We start from the raw sequence: 14,265 nt of genomic DNA, 5'->3' as shown, positions 1-14,265 counted from the left end.
TCAAGACGGTCATCGGATAACCCGTAAAAGCCCATATTTTGGGGCTTGATGGCCGCTCAGAGGTTGATTTTGGGCCATCTCGAGGGATCGCCGAGGGACCGCATCGTGTCGTTCACGCTGGAAGATGAATCCAACGGAATTCTGCCCGACCGCATGATCGCGGAGATGGCGGAGGCCGGCCTCATTCTGCCCGCCTACGACTTTGTCGAGAGCCAGATCCAGCCGGCGAGCCTCGATCTGCGTCTCGGCGACATCGCCTACCGCGTCCGCGCCAGCTTCCTGCCGGGGCCCGATGCCACCGTCGCCGAGCGGATCGACCAGCTGAAGCTGCATGAGATCGATCTCTCCGACGGCGCGGTGCTGGAGACCAATTGCGTCTACATCGTCCCGCTGCTCGAAAGCCTGGCGCTGCCGCCGGAGATCGTGGCTGCCGCCAACCCGAAGAGCTCGACCGGACGGCTCGACGTCTTCACCCGTGTGATCGCCGACGGCACCCGCCGCTTCGACATGATCGGCGCCGGCTATCACGGCCCGCTCTATGCCGAGATCTCACCGAAGACGTTTCCCGTGCTGCTGCGCGAGGGCTCGCGGCTCAGCCAGGTCCGCTTCCGGATCGGTGAGGCGACCTTGACCGCCGACGAGCTCGATGCGCTGCATGCCGCCGAGCGGCTGGTCGATGCCGACAATGCCGATCTCACCCATGGTGTCGCGCTGTCGGTCGATCTCTCCGGCGAGAACTCGGGCGGTTTCGTCGGCTATCGCGCCAAGCGCCACACCGGCGTGGTCGACGTCGATCGCCGCGGCGGCTATTCGGTCGACGAATTCTGGGAGCCGATCAAGGCGCGCTCCGACGGCAGCCTCATCCTCGATCCCGGCGAGTTCTACATCCTGGCTTCAAAAGAGGCCGTGCAGGTGCCGCCGGATTACGCCGCGGAGATGGTGCCGTTCGACCCGCTGGTCGGCGAATTCCGTGTCCACTATGCCGGCTTCTTCGATCCCGGCTTCGGCTATGCCGGCGCCGGCGGCAAGGGCGCGCGCGCCGTGCTGGAAGTACGCTCGCGCGAGGTGCCGTTCATTCTCGAGCACGGCCAGATCGTCGGCCGTCTCGTCTATGAGCGCATGCTGGAGCGTCCCGACGCGCTCTACGGCCAGCGGATCGGCTCGAACTACCAGGCGCAGGGCTTGAAGCTCTCCAAGCATTTTCGCGTGTAATTCCATTTCGCGCGCGCGTGTAATTCCGTAGCCCGGATTTCGCATCATTCTCCGCCGTCATTCCCCGCGAAAGCGGGGAATCCAGTACGCCGCGGCCTCTCCATCGACAACGACTGTCTCTGGAATACTGGATCGCCCGATCCCGTCTACGCCAAGGCTTCGACGCGGCCAACTGTCTCAGGCGCGCCGGAGCTTCAGCGGAGGCGGCAAGTCGGGCGATGACGGTGTGTGTGTTGGTTGCGCCGTCGCTTCGGCGATGACACATTCCAGAAAACAACAAACCGGGAGTGAACATGAACGCCGCAACAGATTCAGCGCAGCAAGAGGCGCAGTGGCGGAAGTGGCGCAGCGTCGCCGATCTCTATCACGCCTTCTTCACCGGGCTGATCCTCACCGTGGTCACGCGGCGCGGCACGGCTGACGCCGCCGAATTCGTCTTCCGCGTGTTTCGCCGCCAGCAGCAGGAGCGCTTCCTGCCCGGCTTGAAGAAGCTCGGCCTCGACGGCCTGCCGCCGGCGGTCGCGGCCGCGCAGTATCACTATCTCTCCAACTGGATCGGCGGCGTGCATGTCGAATACATGTACGAGACCGACCGCAAGGCCTGGATCCGCTATCCGCCGCCGCGCTGGATCTGGAAGGGCACCGCGATTTGCGGCGTGCCCGGCGAGGTCTCGCGCGCGATGCTGCGTGGCTGGCACGCCAACAATGGTGTCGCGCTCGGCGATCTCCGGCTCGGCTTCGTCTGCACCAAGCAGAGCGTCGACGGCCAGGACGGGCTCGAGGGCTATTACTGCGAATATGATCATCCGCTCGAACTCGACCAGCGCCTGGTGTTCGCGCGCCATCTCGAGGCGCCACTGTTCGATGCGAAGACCGCACCGGCGCTGCCGGTCGACAGCTGGCCGAAGCCGCGGCTGGAGAAGGCCTATCGCAACTACGCGATGGAATATGTGAAGACGGCCGCGCCTGTCATCGTGCAGGTGTTCGGGCCCGAGGATGCGAGCTATCTGCTGCATCTCACCGGTAAGCTGATTGGCATGCAGTATTTCGACGAGGTCGCGCAGGCGCTCGGCGGCAGCCGTGGCCGCGCCACGGAATTTGCCGCATTCCTGCGCACGCTCTTCGAGTCGCAGGACGATGTCGCAGTCATCAGCGAGTCCGAGGGCCAGTTCGAAATCCGCCAGCAGGGCTGGAAGCTGATGGCCGATGTCGCCGATTATCATCCGGCCTGCGCCAGCGTGCTGACAGGTCTGCTTGAAGGGCTGGCGGCCGGCTGCGGACGGCACATTCCGGTGCATCTGAAGCCGAATAGCAGCGCCGGCGCGCCGTTCGTCTGGTCGGTCGGCTAGATTAGAGGTTCACCTGCAATCGCGCAGGCCCCCCTTGCGTCCCGCGCACGTGGATTCCGCCGCTGCCATGGTAGGGAAACACCATGGCGCGGCTCCCAGACTGCGCGCGTGGGAGTAGAAATGTCCGACCTCGGCCTCGCCGAAATACCTGTCGACGAACAAGAGCGGCCGCTGCCGCCGCCGGTGACCAGACCGGCGCGCAACGCGCTGCTCGACGGGCCGATCCTGCGCACGCTGTTATGGCTGGCCTGGCCGAACGTGATCGCGCTCTCGGCCGGCACCTGCGTGGTGATCGCGGAGACGTCCTATATCGGCCGGCTCGGCGTCGAGTCGCTCGCGGCGATGGCGCTGCTGTTTCCCTGCGTGATCCTGACCATGACGATGTCGGGCGGCGCGATGGGTGGCGGCGTCGCATCCGCGATTGCGCGTGCGCTCGGTGCCGGCGAGATCGAGCGTGCCTCGACGCTCGCAATGCATGCGCTGATGATCGGCCTGACCTTCGGTTTGACGTTCATGTTCGGCATGCTGATCTTCGGTCCGCGCCTGCTCGAACTGCTCGGCGGCCGCGGCAACGTGCTGGCGCAGGCGATCGCCTATTCGCAGATCTTCTTCGGCGGGGCGATCCTGCCGTGGCTGATGAACACGATGGCCGGCATCCTGCGCGGCACCGGCAACATGAAGCTGCCGTCGACCATGATCCTGTCCTCGGCGGTGTGCCAGATCATTCTCGGCGGCACGCTCGGGCTCGGCCTCGGTCCAGTGCCGCAGTTCGGCATGCGCGGCGTCGCCGCGGGTTCGCTGATCGCCTATTCGATCAGCATCAGCGTGATGGGCTGGTACCTGTTCTCGGGCCGCGCCCGCGTGAAGCCGAAGCTGAGGGGGCTGCGCGTGCAATGGGTGATGTTCATCGACATCCTCAGGGTCGGCGCGGTCTCCTGCTTCTCGCCGCTGCAATCGGTTCTGACGATCTCGATCTTCACCCATATGCTGGCGCAGTTCGGCACCGCGGTGCTCGCCGGCTACGGCATCGGCGCGCGGCTCGAATTCATGCTGACCTCGGTCGCGTTCGCGGTCGGCATCGCCTCGGTGCCGATGATCGGCATGGCGGTCGGCGCCGACCGCGTCGCGCGTGCCCGGCGGACCGCCTGGACCGCCGGCACGCTGTCGTTCCTTTCGGTCGGCATCGTCGGCAGCTTCATCGCCGTGTTCCCCGACCTCTGGGTCAATCTGTTCACCAGCGATCCGCATGTGCGGGCGACCAGCCATCAGTACCTGTCGACTGCCGCGCCGATGTACGCTTTCATCGGCCTCGCCATGTCGATGTATTTCTCCTCGCAGGGCGCGGCGAAGGTGCTCGGCCCAGTGCTGGCACAGACCGCGCGGCTGATCTTCATCGGCACCGGCGGCTGGTGGCTCTCGACACATGAGGCGAGTGCGCAAAACTTCTTCACACTCGCCGCCGCCTCGATGGGTGTGCTCGGCGTGCTGTCCTGCCTCAGCGTGATCCTGACGCGCTGGGGCAAGTCTGCGCCGGTCGCAGAAGTGCAGCCGGCGCTGTCGTAGGCCGTTACACCCGTCATCCTGAGGAGCCGCGAAGCGGCGTCTCGAAGGATCGACGGCCCCGCTGCTTCGGCGCTCGCTCCTGGAAGCAGCCGGGCTGTCGCCCTTCGAGACGGCCGCTTCGCGGCCTCCTCAGGGTGACGGGCACGGTCTGATTGCGTGGCCGGTCGTGCAACCCAACAGCTTACGCCGCGTCCTCTCCCCTGGCCGATCGGGCCTGCGCGGCCTGCATTGCGGCCGCGCCGAGGTCCATCTGCGCGTCCATGTAGGGCGCGACCTCGTGCGGCAGCACGTCGGCGATCCACACCACCCGGCAGCGCGCGTCGCCGTCGGCAAACACTTGCACCGAGGCGGAATGCTGCTTCAGCCGTTCGCTGGTGATCGCATAGACCAGCCGTTGCCGTTTGTCGTCGCAATCGACCAGCGTCTCGCGCGCCACGGTGCCGTTGCTGAAAGTGACGGTGCGGACGTCGCCGTCGAGCTGCGTGTCGGTGACGAAGCCCGGCACCAGCCGGGTATGCAGCGCGCCGAAATCGCGCAGTGCGTCCCAGACGTGGTCGGCCGGCGCGTCGATCGGGATGTCCTTGTGGATGGAAGCCATGGAATTGGGTCCTTCGATAAATAGTGAATCTGTCATTGCGAGGAGCGAAGCGACGAAGCAATCCATGCTTCCTCGCATGCGGCGCTATGGATTGCTTCGCTCCGCTCGCAATGACGGCGGAGTTTGTGGGGTGCTAGGTGCTCACCGCCTCGACATTGTTGCCGTCGGGGTCGAGCAGGAAGGCCGCGTAGTAGGTCGGGCTGTAGTCCTTGCGATGGCCCGCCGCGCCATTGTCCTTGCCGCCGGTCTTGAGGCCCTCGGTATGGAATGTCTTGATCGCGTCGTGGCTCGGTGCGCGGAACGCGATATGCGCGCCGCCTTGGCTCTTGCCCTTGTGCAGATGCAGCCAGAGCGCGGGCTCGCCCTTTGGACCGAAACCCGCGCCGCTGTCGTCACGCGAGCAGAGCACGAAGCCGAGCGGCGCCAGCACCGCAGTGTAGAAGCGCACGCTGGCGTCGAGGTCGCTAACGCGCAATCCGATGTGGTCGTACATGATGGGACCTCCAGTCGTTGGGCGCGTCGATCGACGCGCGAACCGGACGAACCCTAGCTATTGCAGCGCAAGGCGTTCTTGGAGAATCTTGCGGTCGCCGCGGGAGGCCTGCCGGAACTTCAGCGGCGAGGCGCCGGCGGCGCGGTGGAAGCTGCGCACGAAATTGGAGAGATCGCCGAAGCCGACGTCATAGGCGATGTCGGTGACCGGGCTGTCGTCGTCGACGAGCCGCCGCGCCGCATGGCGCAGCCGCGAGCGCACGAGGTATTGATGCGGGGTGACGCCGAGCACCGCGGAGAACAGCCGCAGGAAATGGAACGTGCTTAAGCCCACTTGCTCGGCGGCATCGTCGAGATCGATCTGATGATGCGAATTGCCGTCGATCCACAGCGCAGCCTCGACGGCGCGGCGGCGATCGCGCAGGCTCGCGGTGAGGGGCCTTGCCTTGCGGTCGGACACCAGTTCGACAAGGCGGCTGGCGAGGAGGTGGCCGACCTCGTCGAGCCCGACATCGCTATTGCCACCTGCCGCCGTTTGGGCGAGCTCTCCGATCACCATCAATTCCGGCAGCGGCGGCACCGAGCCGACCTGCCAGACCGACGTGCGGTCGCCGATCGTCTCGACCAGCTCCGGGTCCAGGAAGAACGACAGGCATTCGTCGCCGACCACATGGTCGTGCGTGCAGGTGTATTCGTCGCCGGGATGGCCGACCAGGATCGAGCCTGCCACCAGCTCGTGGAAGCGGCCGCGGCAATGGCAGCCGAAGCTGCCGCTGCGCACATAGGACACGGAATGGCAGGCGAATTGCTCGGCGAACGGCTTGTCGCCGGGCGCTGCCGTGCAGCGAAATTCGTTCACCGTGATGCGATCGCGCTGCAACAGCGTGGTGTGGGTCATACCCCGTGATCTAGGCTTGCGGGCGGGGCCGCGCAACGGGCAGCAGCACGTCAAACAGGGTCTTGCTGGTGGTCGGCTGGGCGCCTTCGATCGAGAGCAGCCGCCGCTTGGAGACGCTGCCGCCGTTCGGCGAGATCCGGTCGGCGTAGTGGCCAGCCTCGAGCACGCGATGGCAGGGCACGATGATCATGAAGGGGTTGCGGCCGAGCGCCTGTGCCACCGAATAGACCGCGCCGGACGTGCGCAGGGCGCTCGCGACCTCGTCATAGGTCCGGGTCTCGCCAAGGGGAATGGCGCGGACAGTCTGATAGACGCGCTGGTCGAAGGCGGAGATGCCGCTCATGTCGAGCGCAACGCCGCCGAGATCGCCATTGCCGTCACGCAAGGTGGCCGCGATGCCCTCGATCGCGACATCGACCTCCTCGGGAGGCCGCATTTCGCGCGCGTCGGGGTGGAGCTGGAATAGCCGTTTGCGGGTCTCGATTTCGCGGAGCTCGGGAAGCTGGACACCGGCGACGCCACCTTCGCCCCATGCGATGCCGCATCGGCCGATTGCCGTGTCGAAAATGGTGTACCCACGCCCCGCCATGACGCCACCAACCCCCAGCGCGACCATAACATCGCCGCGGTCCGGCGCATCCGGAATCTTCACGTTTAGTTAAGCATGTCGCGGCCGGTGCTGTGTGACCTCGACAACGTCCGGTCACGGTCTTGCGGTCACGCATCTTAAAGGCTTTGCCCGCTATCTGGACGCCAGCATGCTGCTCCAAAAGACGATCGGCGGAACGATGACGGGCACGAGCGTCGAGCCAGCGCCCGGCAGCGCGGGAATGGTCGGGCGCGCGAGCGGGCGTGTTCACCCGCTCGTTGCGGTGCTGTTGTTGGCGCTGCTCATACGCGTTGCGGCCGCGGTCTGGCCCAACGTGATGTATCCCGACGAGATCTTTCAATATCTCGAGCCGGCGGGGCGGATGCTTGGCCATGACGGCATCCTGACGTGGGAATGGCGCGACGGCATTCGCGGCTGGTTCCTGCCGACATTGCTGGCCGGGCCGGTCGCCCTCGGTGATGCGATTGCGCCTCATGGCGCTGGTGCCTTCCTGGTGCCGCGTCTGGTCGCCGCGTGTGCGTCGCTATCGATCGTGGTCAGCGCGTGGTTATTCGGCGCGCGGGTCTCGCGGACCCATGCCGTCGTCGCAGGCTTCGCCGCCGCGGTCTGGTTCGAATTGATCATGCTCGCGCCGCACACGCTGGGCGAGCCGTTGGCGACAGCGCTGATCGTGCCGGCGGCGTTGTTGGTGACCGATCAACCGTCGCGGCGGCGTCTTGCAATCGGCGGCGCCTTGCTTGCGTTCGCCTTTGTCTGCCGTTTTCAATATGCGCCCGCGATCGCCGTGCTTGCCGTCGGCGCCTGCTGGACGCGTTGGCGAAACCTGATTCCGCTGGTCGCCGGCGGGCTCGTTGCGCTGTTGCTTGCCGCCGCAATCGATCTTGCACATGGTGCGGTGCCGTTCGCCTGGTTGATCGCGAATATCAAGGAAAACCTTGTGCACGATCGCGCCACCGAATTCGGTGTGACACCGCCTGCGGCGTATCTCATCAATTTCCTGATCGTATGGTCGGTTGCGATCGTGCTGCCGCTCGCGGCGATCGGGCGCGGCTGGCGGCACGCACCGCTGTTGCTGGCGACAGCGCTCGCCAACCTCCTCTTCCACAGCCTGATCGCGCACAAGGAAGACCGCTTCGTCTTCCTGTCGGTGGTGCTGTTCATCATCGTCGCGGCGCTGGGGTCGGCGGATTGGGTGCAATCGGTGCGCACCAACGACAAATGGCGCCGCGGGGCGTTGCCGATCGTCTTGGGCGGCTGGGCGCTGCTCTCGATGGCGCTCGCCGGCGCCAGCGAGGAGATGCGCGACTATTGGACGCGCGGCGTCGGCGCGGCGGAGCTCGCCGCCAAATTACGCAGCGATCCGCAGATGTGCGGCCTTGCGCTCTACAACGTTCGTTTCCAGCTGTTGCCGGGGCGGGAACGATTGGTCGGCCCGGTGCCGCTCTACGTGCTTGCGCCGGCCGATCCGCTCGCCGAGCTCATCCTGCCGCCGCTGTTGCAGGCGACCAAGCCGGCCTTCAACCGCATCCTTGCGCGGCCCGAGGCAGCGGGCGACTTGCCGGCGGATTTTTCACGGCAGAGCTGCGCCCATGTCGGCATCGCCGATGCCTGCATCTACGCGCGCAGCGGCACCTGCGACGCATCCGCCGCCGCATCCTTCGTCATCAATGACGCGCTCGTGAGAATGGGCCACTAGCGGCGACAGCAAGGCGATCCGCCAGAATGTACGCTTGATCCTCTGCCTCCGCCCGGGCTATGGTCCGGCATCCGAGCGGGTCGACCTCAAGCAATTGAGATCGCGGGCGTAGTTCAATGGTAGAACGGCAGCTTCCCAAGCTGCATACGAGGGTTCGATTCCCTTCGCCCGCTCCAGTCTCTGGGCGCAGTATTTTACGGGCAATCGCAGGAGACCTGACGTGAAGTTGCTGGGAGCGCTGTTGCTTGCGCTGAGCGTGCTTTGGATGACAAGGCCGGCATCTGCACAAACCTACGATCCGCGCTACCCGGTCTGCATGCATGTTTACGGCGTGTTGATCGGCGAGCGGATGGACTGTGTCTTCACGTCTCTGGATCAGTGCCAGGTCGGCGCTAACGGGCTGCCGGCGACCTGTCTGGTCAACCCCTACTACGCGCCAAGGTCGGCGCGCCGTTACAGGCTTGAACGATAACTTTTGTGCTCGCGCTCGCGAGCGCCCAGTTGAGATCAATGCATGGAATGGTGGTACTTCGCACTCCTTGCGATCGTTCTGGTCGGATGCGTATTTGTCGTTCGCGCCCGTCGCAGCAGCAATTCGCCAGAGGATGAGGAACTGAACCGGCGGCTCGATGAGCGCGTCGATCGCCTCCGCGACGATCTCGCTCACCGTGATCGCGATCAGGATTCCTGACCGAGGCAAGCCTGCGGAAAGGCCTCCCGCGATTAACCCGGGATACTACGGCGATCTGTTCACGCAACGTGCACGCCTAACGAACTGTACTCAACCTGTTCTTCTCACAGCGCGCGGTTATGTTTCCGTAGTTCTCCGCGTTTGAGAACAGAGTTCCGCCGGAACGATCTCGCGGGTTCCGGCATTGGCCCTGTAGAACCGGCCAGCCTCCGGCAGAGAACGGTCGGTTCAAGCCCGCGGCTGGTCGTCCGCTTTCAACCACACCCCCTGGAAGGACGGCCGCCGCGGGTCCGCATCGTGCGCAAGCTCACCGCCATCCCATGGCAGGCGCGACGTGAGTCAAAATGCTCTCGATCACATGCGCGTTGTAGGCGACGCCGAGCTGATTGGGGACGGTCAGGAGCAGGGTGTCGGCCTCCGCGATCGCCTCGTCCGTCTTGAGCTGCTCGATCAGCTTCTCCGGCTCGGCGGCGTAGCCGCGGCCGAAGATCGCGCGCGTTCGCTCGTCGATGAAGCCGATCTGGTCTTCCTCCTGCCCGCTGCCGAAATAGGCGCGATCGCGATCGTCGACCAGCGCGAAGATGCTGCGGCTCACCGAGACCCGCGGCTCGCGGGTGTGACCCGCTTCCTTCCAGGCGGCACGATATGCCCGGATCTGCGCGGCCTGCTGGATGTGGAAGGCCTCTCCGGTCTCGTCGCTCTTCAGCGTCGAGCTTTGCAGGTTCATCCCGAGCTTCGCCGCCCAGACTGCGGTGGCGTTGGAGCCGGCGCCCCACCAGATCCGTTCGCGCAAGCCCTCCGAGAGCGGCTCGAGCCGCAGCAGCCCGGGCGGATTGGGAAACATCGGCCGTGGATTCGGTTGCGCAAATCCCTCGCCGCGCAGCATATCGAGGAAGATCTCGGCATGACGGCGGCCCATGTCGGCGTCGGTCTCGCCCTCGCCGGGCTGATAGCCGAAATAGCGCCAGCCATCGATCACCTGCTCGGGCGAGCCGCGGCTGATGCCGAGTTGCAGGCGTCCCCTCGCGATCAGGTCGGCGGCGCCGGCGTCCTCGATCATGTACATCGGATTTTCGTAGCGCATATCGATCACGGCGGTGCCGATTTCGATCCGGCTGGTCTTCGCACCGACCGCCGCCAGCAGCGGGAAGGGCGAGGCGAGCTGGCGTGCGAAATGATGGACGCGAAAATACGCGCCATCCGCGCCCAGCTCTTCGGCGGCGACCGCGAGGTCGATGGATTGCAGGAGCACATCTGCGGCCGAGCGGGCCTGGGATTGCGGCGAGGGCGTCCAGTGCCCGAACGAAAGGAATCCGATTTTCTTCATGACGGCTATGTAGGCATGTCCGGTGCGAATTGCGAACCGTGGCTCGACCCCACGGTGGCGGAAAGTGTTTACCAGCCGCGATGATTTTCTGCAGCAAATGTTGCGGGTTTCGCCGATTGCGCCGCTGCGTGCGTGCCGCATGCGCGCAGGTCTTGCCGCCTGCGTCGCGGTGTGACTTGCGATCCCCCGGCGCGCCGCCTAGCTTTCGGCCACGATTTCTCCAGCCAACACGCTCCCGCAGGTCCCGATGTCGCAGCCGCTTCTGTTTCAGCCGATCACGCTTCGCGGCGTGACCTCCAGAAACCGCATCCTGATTTCGCCGATGTGCCAGTATTCGGCGACCGACGGCCTCGCCAATGATTGGCACCTTGTTCATCTCGGTAAATTTGCCCAGGGCGGCGCCGGGCTCGTGATGGTCGAGGCCGCGGCGGTTGCCGCCGAGGGCCGCATCACCCATGGCGATGTCGGGATCTGGAACGACGAGCAGATCGCGCCGCTCGAGCGCATCGCCGCCTTCCTGAAGGACAATGGCGCCGTGCCCGCGATCCAGCTCGCGCATGCCGGCCGCAAGGCCAGCATGCAGCGACCCTGGTACGGCAATGCCGCACTCGACGAGGCCGACCACGCCCGCGGCGATCTGCCGTGGCGGACGGTGGCGCCGAGCGCGATCCCGATGGAGGAGGGCTGGCTGATGCCGCACGCGCTCGAGGTCGATGAGCTCGCAGCGTTGCGCGAGCAATGGCGGCGCGCCACGCTGCGCGCGGTGGAGGCCGGCTTCGAGTTCGTCGAGGTGCACTGCGCGCATGGCTATCTGCTGCACGAATTCCTCTCGCCATTGTCGAACCGGCGCAACGACGCCTATGGCGGCGACCGTGCCGGGCGGATGCGCTATCCGCTCGAGATCATCGAGACCGTGCGCGCTGCCTGGCCCGCGGAGCGGCCGCTGTCGGTGCGGATCTCCTCGGTCGACGGTGTCGACGGCGGCCTGACGCTCGAGGACCAGATCGCGTTCGCCAGGGCAGCCAAGGCGCGCGGCGCCGATCTGATCGATTGCTCGTCGGGCGGCCTGCTCGGCTCGGCGACCGCGGCGCGGATTCCACGCGGCTACAGCTTCCAGGTGCCTTATGCGGATGAAATCCGCCGCTCCGCCGAGGTCGCCACCATCGCGGTCGGCCTGATCCTGCATCCGCGGCAGGCGGAAGATGTTCTGGCCAACGGTCAGGCCGATCTGGTCGCGATCGGCCGCGAGGCGTTGTTCGATCCGAACTGGCCGCTGCATGCCGAGCTTGCGCTTGGCGGCGGAAGCGGCGAAGTGTTCACGTCCTGGCCGAAGCAGTATGGCTGGTGGCTGGAACGGCGCGAACCGGGCCTGCGCAAGCTCGAAGGCCCGCCGCTGCCGTTCCGCAACGTTTAACGAGAACAGCTGACAAGAAAGTTGGGAGGTCGTCATATGGCAACAATCGCAAAGCGTCCCTATCGCGGCGTCTTCCCGGTCGCGCCGACCATCTTCGACGCCAACGGCAACCTCGACCTCGACGGACAGCGGCGCTGCGTCGATTTCATGATCGATGCCGGCTCGCACGGCATCTGCATCCTCGCCAATTTCTCCGAGCAGTTCGTGCTGACCGATGCCGAGCGCGAGACCGTGATGCATGCCGTGCTCGAGCACGTCGCGGGCCGCATCCCCGTGATCGTCACGACGACGCATTTCTCCTCGGTGGTGTGTGCCGCGCGCAGCCGCGAGGCGGAGGCCGCCGGCGCTGCGATGGTGATGATCATGCCGCCCTATCACGGCGCGACCTTCCGCGTCGGCGAGCCGGCGATCTATGAGTTCTATCGCGTGGTCTCCGACGCGATTCGTATCCCGATCATGATCCAGGACGCGCCGGTCGCAGGCACGCCGCTGTCGGTCGATTTCCTGGCGCGGATGGCCAAGGAGCTCGCCAATGTCAGGTATTTCAAGATCGAGGTGCCGATGGCCGCCAACAAGCTGCGCGGCCTGATCGAGAAGGGCGGCAGCGTCATCGAGGGGCCGTGGGACGGCGAGGAGGCGATCACGCTGATGGCCGATCTCGATGCCGGCGCCACCGGGGCAATGACCGGCGGCGGCTATCCCGACGGCATCCGCCAGATCATGGATCCGTTCCTCGCCGGCCGCCGCGACGAGGCCGTGCAGGCCTATGCGCGCTGGCTGCCGCTGATCAATTACGAGAACCGGCAATGCGGGCTGCAGGCCTGCAAGGTGCTGATGCGCGAGGGCGGCGTCATCAAATCGGATGCGGTGCGCCACCCGTTGCAACCGCTGCATCCGGCGACACGCGCCGGGCTGATCGAGATCGCGCGCACGCTCGATCCGGTCGTGCTGCGCTGGGGGCGCTGAGCTCTCCACCCGGCTGCCGCATTCACATAACCGTCAACAACGCCATCTACCGTTCCTGACCGGTATGGGGAGCGGGGTGTCCCCGCGCGCGCTGGATATGTCGGACCGGTCAGGCGGAAGCGGATGATCGAAACCTTCCGGGTTGGCCGTTTTGCGATGCGCTACGGGCATTTCGTGCCGCGGCTTTACAATTACTGCCGTTCGCTCGGCTTCGAACGGCAGCACTTGCTGCCGTCGCGCGCCTTTTGCTCGGACGAGAGCCAGGGTTATCCGGTGATGCTGCTGGCCCAGCATTTCGGAACCTTTCCGTTCGACCACGGGCGGGTCGGCGGCAAGGTCGCGATCAACCGCCACGGGCCTTTTGCCCATCACGGCGAGCACCTGGTGCTGATCCAGGCCAGCCATGTCGGCTACAATCCCGATGATGGCCGCTTCGGTGTCTATCAGCGCCACCGCACCGAAGATTGCAGGTTCGGGGACTGCTGCGGAAAGCTCTGCGGCGTGCTGCGCTGGTACGAGGACGAGTACGCGCTCGCGTGCCGGCAGGTGCAGTGCGGCCGGCTCGACGGCGAGCCGGTGTTGCAGATCGACAATCAGTATCTCGACGACAGCCGCAGCGACGGCGTCTTCCTGTCGCTCGACCGCATGGTCGAGACGCCGCTGCAGCCGCTCAACGTGCTGAGCACGTCGAAGCTGTTTCGCGCGAGCCCGGCGATCCGCGAGCGGCTTGGCGAGGAGTTCTTTCGCGAGACGCCGGCGCCGATCGGCACGGCGTTGTCACCCGATCTGTTTCAATTCCGCCGTGCGCTGGCCGAGGGTCCCGAGGGCCACGACATTCTCGAGGCAGTGCTCGCTCCGGTCATGCCGGCGCTGGTGACGTCGCCGCATCCGGCATTGGATGCCGCCCGCTTCGTTACCCAGGCTGAGTTCGACCGCGCCTACCGGAGCATTCTGCGCGAGCCGGCATTTGCGGCCAAGAATGTCCTGTTCGTCTCCGGCCTGAACATCGACGTGTCGCCGCGCGAGGGATTCCGGTTTCCGTTCACCAAATTCGTGCCGTGGGCCGCCTACGCCCGCCTGCGCGACGGCCGCTCGTTCCTGCTGGAGCAGGAGCAATTGGCCGAGACCCTGCGCCGGATGCCGGGCGAGAATCCGGATTGCCTGTCGTTCGACGCCACGATCGAGCAGATGACCGCGGCGCCGGAAATCCGCATTCCGATCGGCTGATGCAGATGACGACGCTTCCTGCCCTGCGTACGCACGCTCCTCCCGAACCGCGTCTTCAGCGCCTGCAATTCGTGGACCGCGAGCGCGGCTTGACCCGCCGCCACTTCATCCTCGCCTGCCTCGGCATGGCGGCAGGCCAGATCGTGCGCCTGCTCGACAGGCTTCAGCAGCTGCCGCTGCTGCGGATTCGCTTTCCCTGACTTCGGCTGAAACGCGCTAGCA

General features: G+C 65.8%; 14 protein-coding genes and 1 tRNA gene. 10 read left to right on the top strand and 5 right to left on the bottom strand.

The window, feature by feature from the left end:
- Positions 1-105: 105 nt before the first annotated feature.
- The 3 genes from H8A95_RS03700 (at position 106) to H8A95_RS03690 (ending at position 4,124) form a co-directional block, all read left to right on the top strand.
- Positions 106-1,212, top strand: coding sequence for a 2'-deoxycytidine 5'-triphosphate deaminase (locus tag H8A95_RS03700; protein ID WP_163162336.1), 1,107 nt, complete (start codon positions 106-108; stop codon positions 1,210-1,212).
- A gap of 293 nt (positions 1,213-1,505) precedes the next feature.
- Complete coding sequence (locus tag H8A95_RS03695) at positions 1,506-2,561, top strand: hypothetical protein (RefSeq protein ID WP_229181905.1); 1,056 nt, start codon at positions 1,506-1,508, stop codon at positions 2,559-2,561.
- A gap of 120 nt (positions 2,562-2,681) precedes the next feature.
- A complete protein-coding gene (locus H8A95_RS03690) occupies positions 2,682-4,124 on the top strand; it encodes an MATE family efflux transporter (RefSeq protein WP_229181903.1) in 1,443 nt (480 codons plus the stop codon).
- A 181-nt stretch (positions 4,125-4,305) separates the two neighbouring features.
- On the opposite strand, the gene H8A95_RS03685 is transcribed toward H8A95_RS03690, so the two are convergent.
- The 4 genes from H8A95_RS03685 to H8A95_RS03670 all read right to left on the bottom strand — a co-directional run bounded on the left by H8A95_RS03685 (position 4,306) and on the right by H8A95_RS03670 (position 6,701).
- Complete coding sequence (locus H8A95_RS03685) at positions 4,306-4,722, bottom strand: SRPBCC family protein (RefSeq protein ID WP_229181902.1); 417 nt, start codon at positions 4,720-4,722, stop codon at positions 4,306-4,308.
- A gap of 133 nt (positions 4,723-4,855) precedes the next feature.
- Positions 4,856-5,215: a VOC family protein gene (locus tag H8A95_RS03680; protein WP_163153565.1), complete on the bottom strand. Its 360-nt coding sequence runs from the start codon at positions 5,213-5,215 to the stop codon at positions 4,856-4,858.
- Positions 5,216-5,272: 57 nt separating this feature from the next.
- Entirely contained in the window at positions 5,273-6,112 is an 840-nt protein-coding gene (locus H8A95_RS03675; RefSeq protein WP_229181900.1) for a helix-turn-helix transcriptional regulator, read from the bottom strand.
- A gap of 10 nt (positions 6,113-6,122) precedes the next feature.
- A complete protein-coding gene (locus H8A95_RS03670; protein WP_229181899.1) occupies positions 6,123-6,701 on the bottom strand; it encodes a methylated-DNA--[protein]-cysteine S-methyltransferase in 579 nt (192 codons plus the stop codon).
- A 169-nt stretch (positions 6,702-6,870) separates the two neighbouring features.
- Here H8A95_RS03670 and H8A95_RS03665 point away from each other — a divergent pair, with 169 nt between their 5' ends.
- From H8A95_RS03665 to H8A95_RS03655, 3 genes are all read left to right on the top strand, one after another.
- Positions 6,871-8,418, top strand: coding sequence for a glycosyltransferase family protein (locus H8A95_RS03665; protein ID WP_229181897.1), 1,548 nt, complete (start codon positions 6,871-6,873; stop codon positions 8,416-8,418).
- A gap of 102 nt (positions 8,419-8,520) precedes the next feature.
- Positions 8,521-8,594: transfer RNA gene (locus tag H8A95_RS03660), tRNA-Gly, on the top strand.
- A 44-nt stretch (positions 8,595-8,638) separates the two neighbouring features.
- Complete coding sequence (locus tag H8A95_RS03655) at positions 8,639-8,890, top strand: DUF3551 domain-containing protein (RefSeq protein WP_338027771.1); 252 nt, start codon at positions 8,639-8,641, stop codon at positions 8,888-8,890.
- Between the two features lie 526 nt (positions 8,891-9,416).
- On the opposite strand, the gene H8A95_RS03650 is transcribed toward H8A95_RS03655, so the two are convergent.
- The gene (locus H8A95_RS03650) at positions 9,417-10,436 is read right to left on the bottom strand and encodes an LLM class flavin-dependent oxidoreductase (RefSeq protein ID WP_229181896.1); all 1,020 of its coding nucleotides are present in this window, start codon (positions 10,434-10,436) and stop codon (positions 9,417-9,419) included.
- Positions 10,437-10,683: 247 nt separating this feature from the next.
- Here H8A95_RS03650 and H8A95_RS03645 point away from each other — a divergent pair, with 247 nt between their 5' ends.
- From H8A95_RS03645 to H8A95_RS03630, 4 genes are all read left to right on the top strand, one after another.
- The gene (locus tag H8A95_RS03645; RefSeq protein WP_229181894.1) at positions 10,684-11,850 is read left to right on the top strand and encodes an NADH:flavin oxidoreductase/NADH oxidase; all 1,167 of its coding nucleotides are present in this window, start codon (positions 10,684-10,686) and stop codon (positions 11,848-11,850) included.
- A 36-nt stretch (positions 11,851-11,886) separates the two neighbouring features.
- On the top strand, positions 11,887-12,816 hold the full coding sequence (locus tag H8A95_RS03640; protein WP_229181892.1) for a dihydrodipicolinate synthase family protein: 930 nt from the start codon (positions 11,887-11,889) through the stop codon (positions 12,814-12,816).
- A gap of 123 nt (positions 12,817-12,939) precedes the next feature.
- Positions 12,940-14,043, top strand: a complete 1,104-nt coding sequence (locus H8A95_RS03635) for a hypothetical protein (RefSeq protein ID WP_229181891.1) — start codon at positions 12,940-12,942, stop codon at positions 14,041-14,043.
- A complete protein-coding gene (locus tag H8A95_RS03630) occupies positions 14,043-14,243 on the top strand; it encodes a hypothetical protein (protein ID WP_229181889.1) in 201 nt (66 codons plus the stop codon). Before H8A95_RS03635 ends, H8A95_RS03630 begins: the two co-directional genes overlap by 1 nt.
- Positions 14,244-14,265: the final 22 nt, after the last annotated feature.

This window comes from Bradyrhizobium oropedii (assembly GCF_020889685.1).
In the GTDB taxonomy this organism is placed as follows: domain Bacteria; phylum Pseudomonadota; class Alphaproteobacteria; order Rhizobiales; family Xanthobacteraceae; genus Bradyrhizobium; species Bradyrhizobium oropedii.
This window is presented reverse-complemented; position numbering and strand designations above follow the sequence as displayed.

Excerpts from the sequence above, each read along its gene's own strand:
- H8A95_RS03640 (WP_229181892.1), top strand. The coding sequence starts at position 11,887 with ATGGCAACAATCGCAAAGCGTCCCTATCGCGGCGTCTTCCCGGTCGCG.
- H8A95_RS03645 (WP_229181894.1), top strand. The coding sequence starts at position 10,684 with ATGTCGCAGCCGCTTCTGTTTCAGCCGATCACGCTTCGCGGCGTGACC.
- H8A95_RS03630 (WP_229181889.1), top strand. The coding sequence starts at position 14,043 with ATGCAGATGACGACGCTTCCTGCCCTGCGTACGCACGCTCCTCCCGAA.
- H8A95_RS03690 (WP_229181903.1), top strand. The coding sequence starts at position 2,682 with ATGTCCGACCTCGGCCTCGCCGAAATACCTGTCGACGAACAAGAGCGG.
- H8A95_RS03685 (WP_229181902.1), bottom strand. The coding sequence starts at position 4,722 with ATGGCTTCCATCCACAAGGACATCCCGATCGACGCGCCGGCCGACCAC.
- H8A95_RS03680 (WP_163153565.1), bottom strand. The coding sequence starts at position 5,215 with ATGTACGACCACATCGGATTGCGCGTTAGCGACCTCGACGCCAGCGTG.
- H8A95_RS03665 (WP_229181897.1), top strand. The coding sequence starts at position 6,871 with ATGCTGCTCCAAAAGACGATCGGCGGAACGATGACGGGCACGAGCGTC.
- H8A95_RS03695 (WP_229181905.1), top strand. The coding sequence starts at position 1,506 with ATGAACGCCGCAACAGATTCAGCGCAGCAAGAGGCGCAGTGGCGGAAG.
- H8A95_RS03650 (WP_229181896.1), bottom strand. The coding sequence starts at position 10,436 with ATGAAGAAAATCGGATTCCTTTCGTTCGGGCACTGGACGCCCTCGCCG.
- H8A95_RS03675 (WP_229181900.1), bottom strand. The coding sequence starts at position 6,112 with ATGACCCACACCACGCTGTTGCAGCGCGATCGCATCACGGTGAACGAA.
- H8A95_RS03635 (WP_229181891.1), top strand. The coding sequence starts at position 12,940 with ATGATCGAAACCTTCCGGGTTGGCCGTTTTGCGATGCGCTACGGGCAT.
- H8A95_RS03670 (WP_229181899.1), bottom strand. The coding sequence starts at position 6,701 with ATGGCGGGGCGTGGGTACACCATTTTCGACACGGCAATCGGCCGATGC.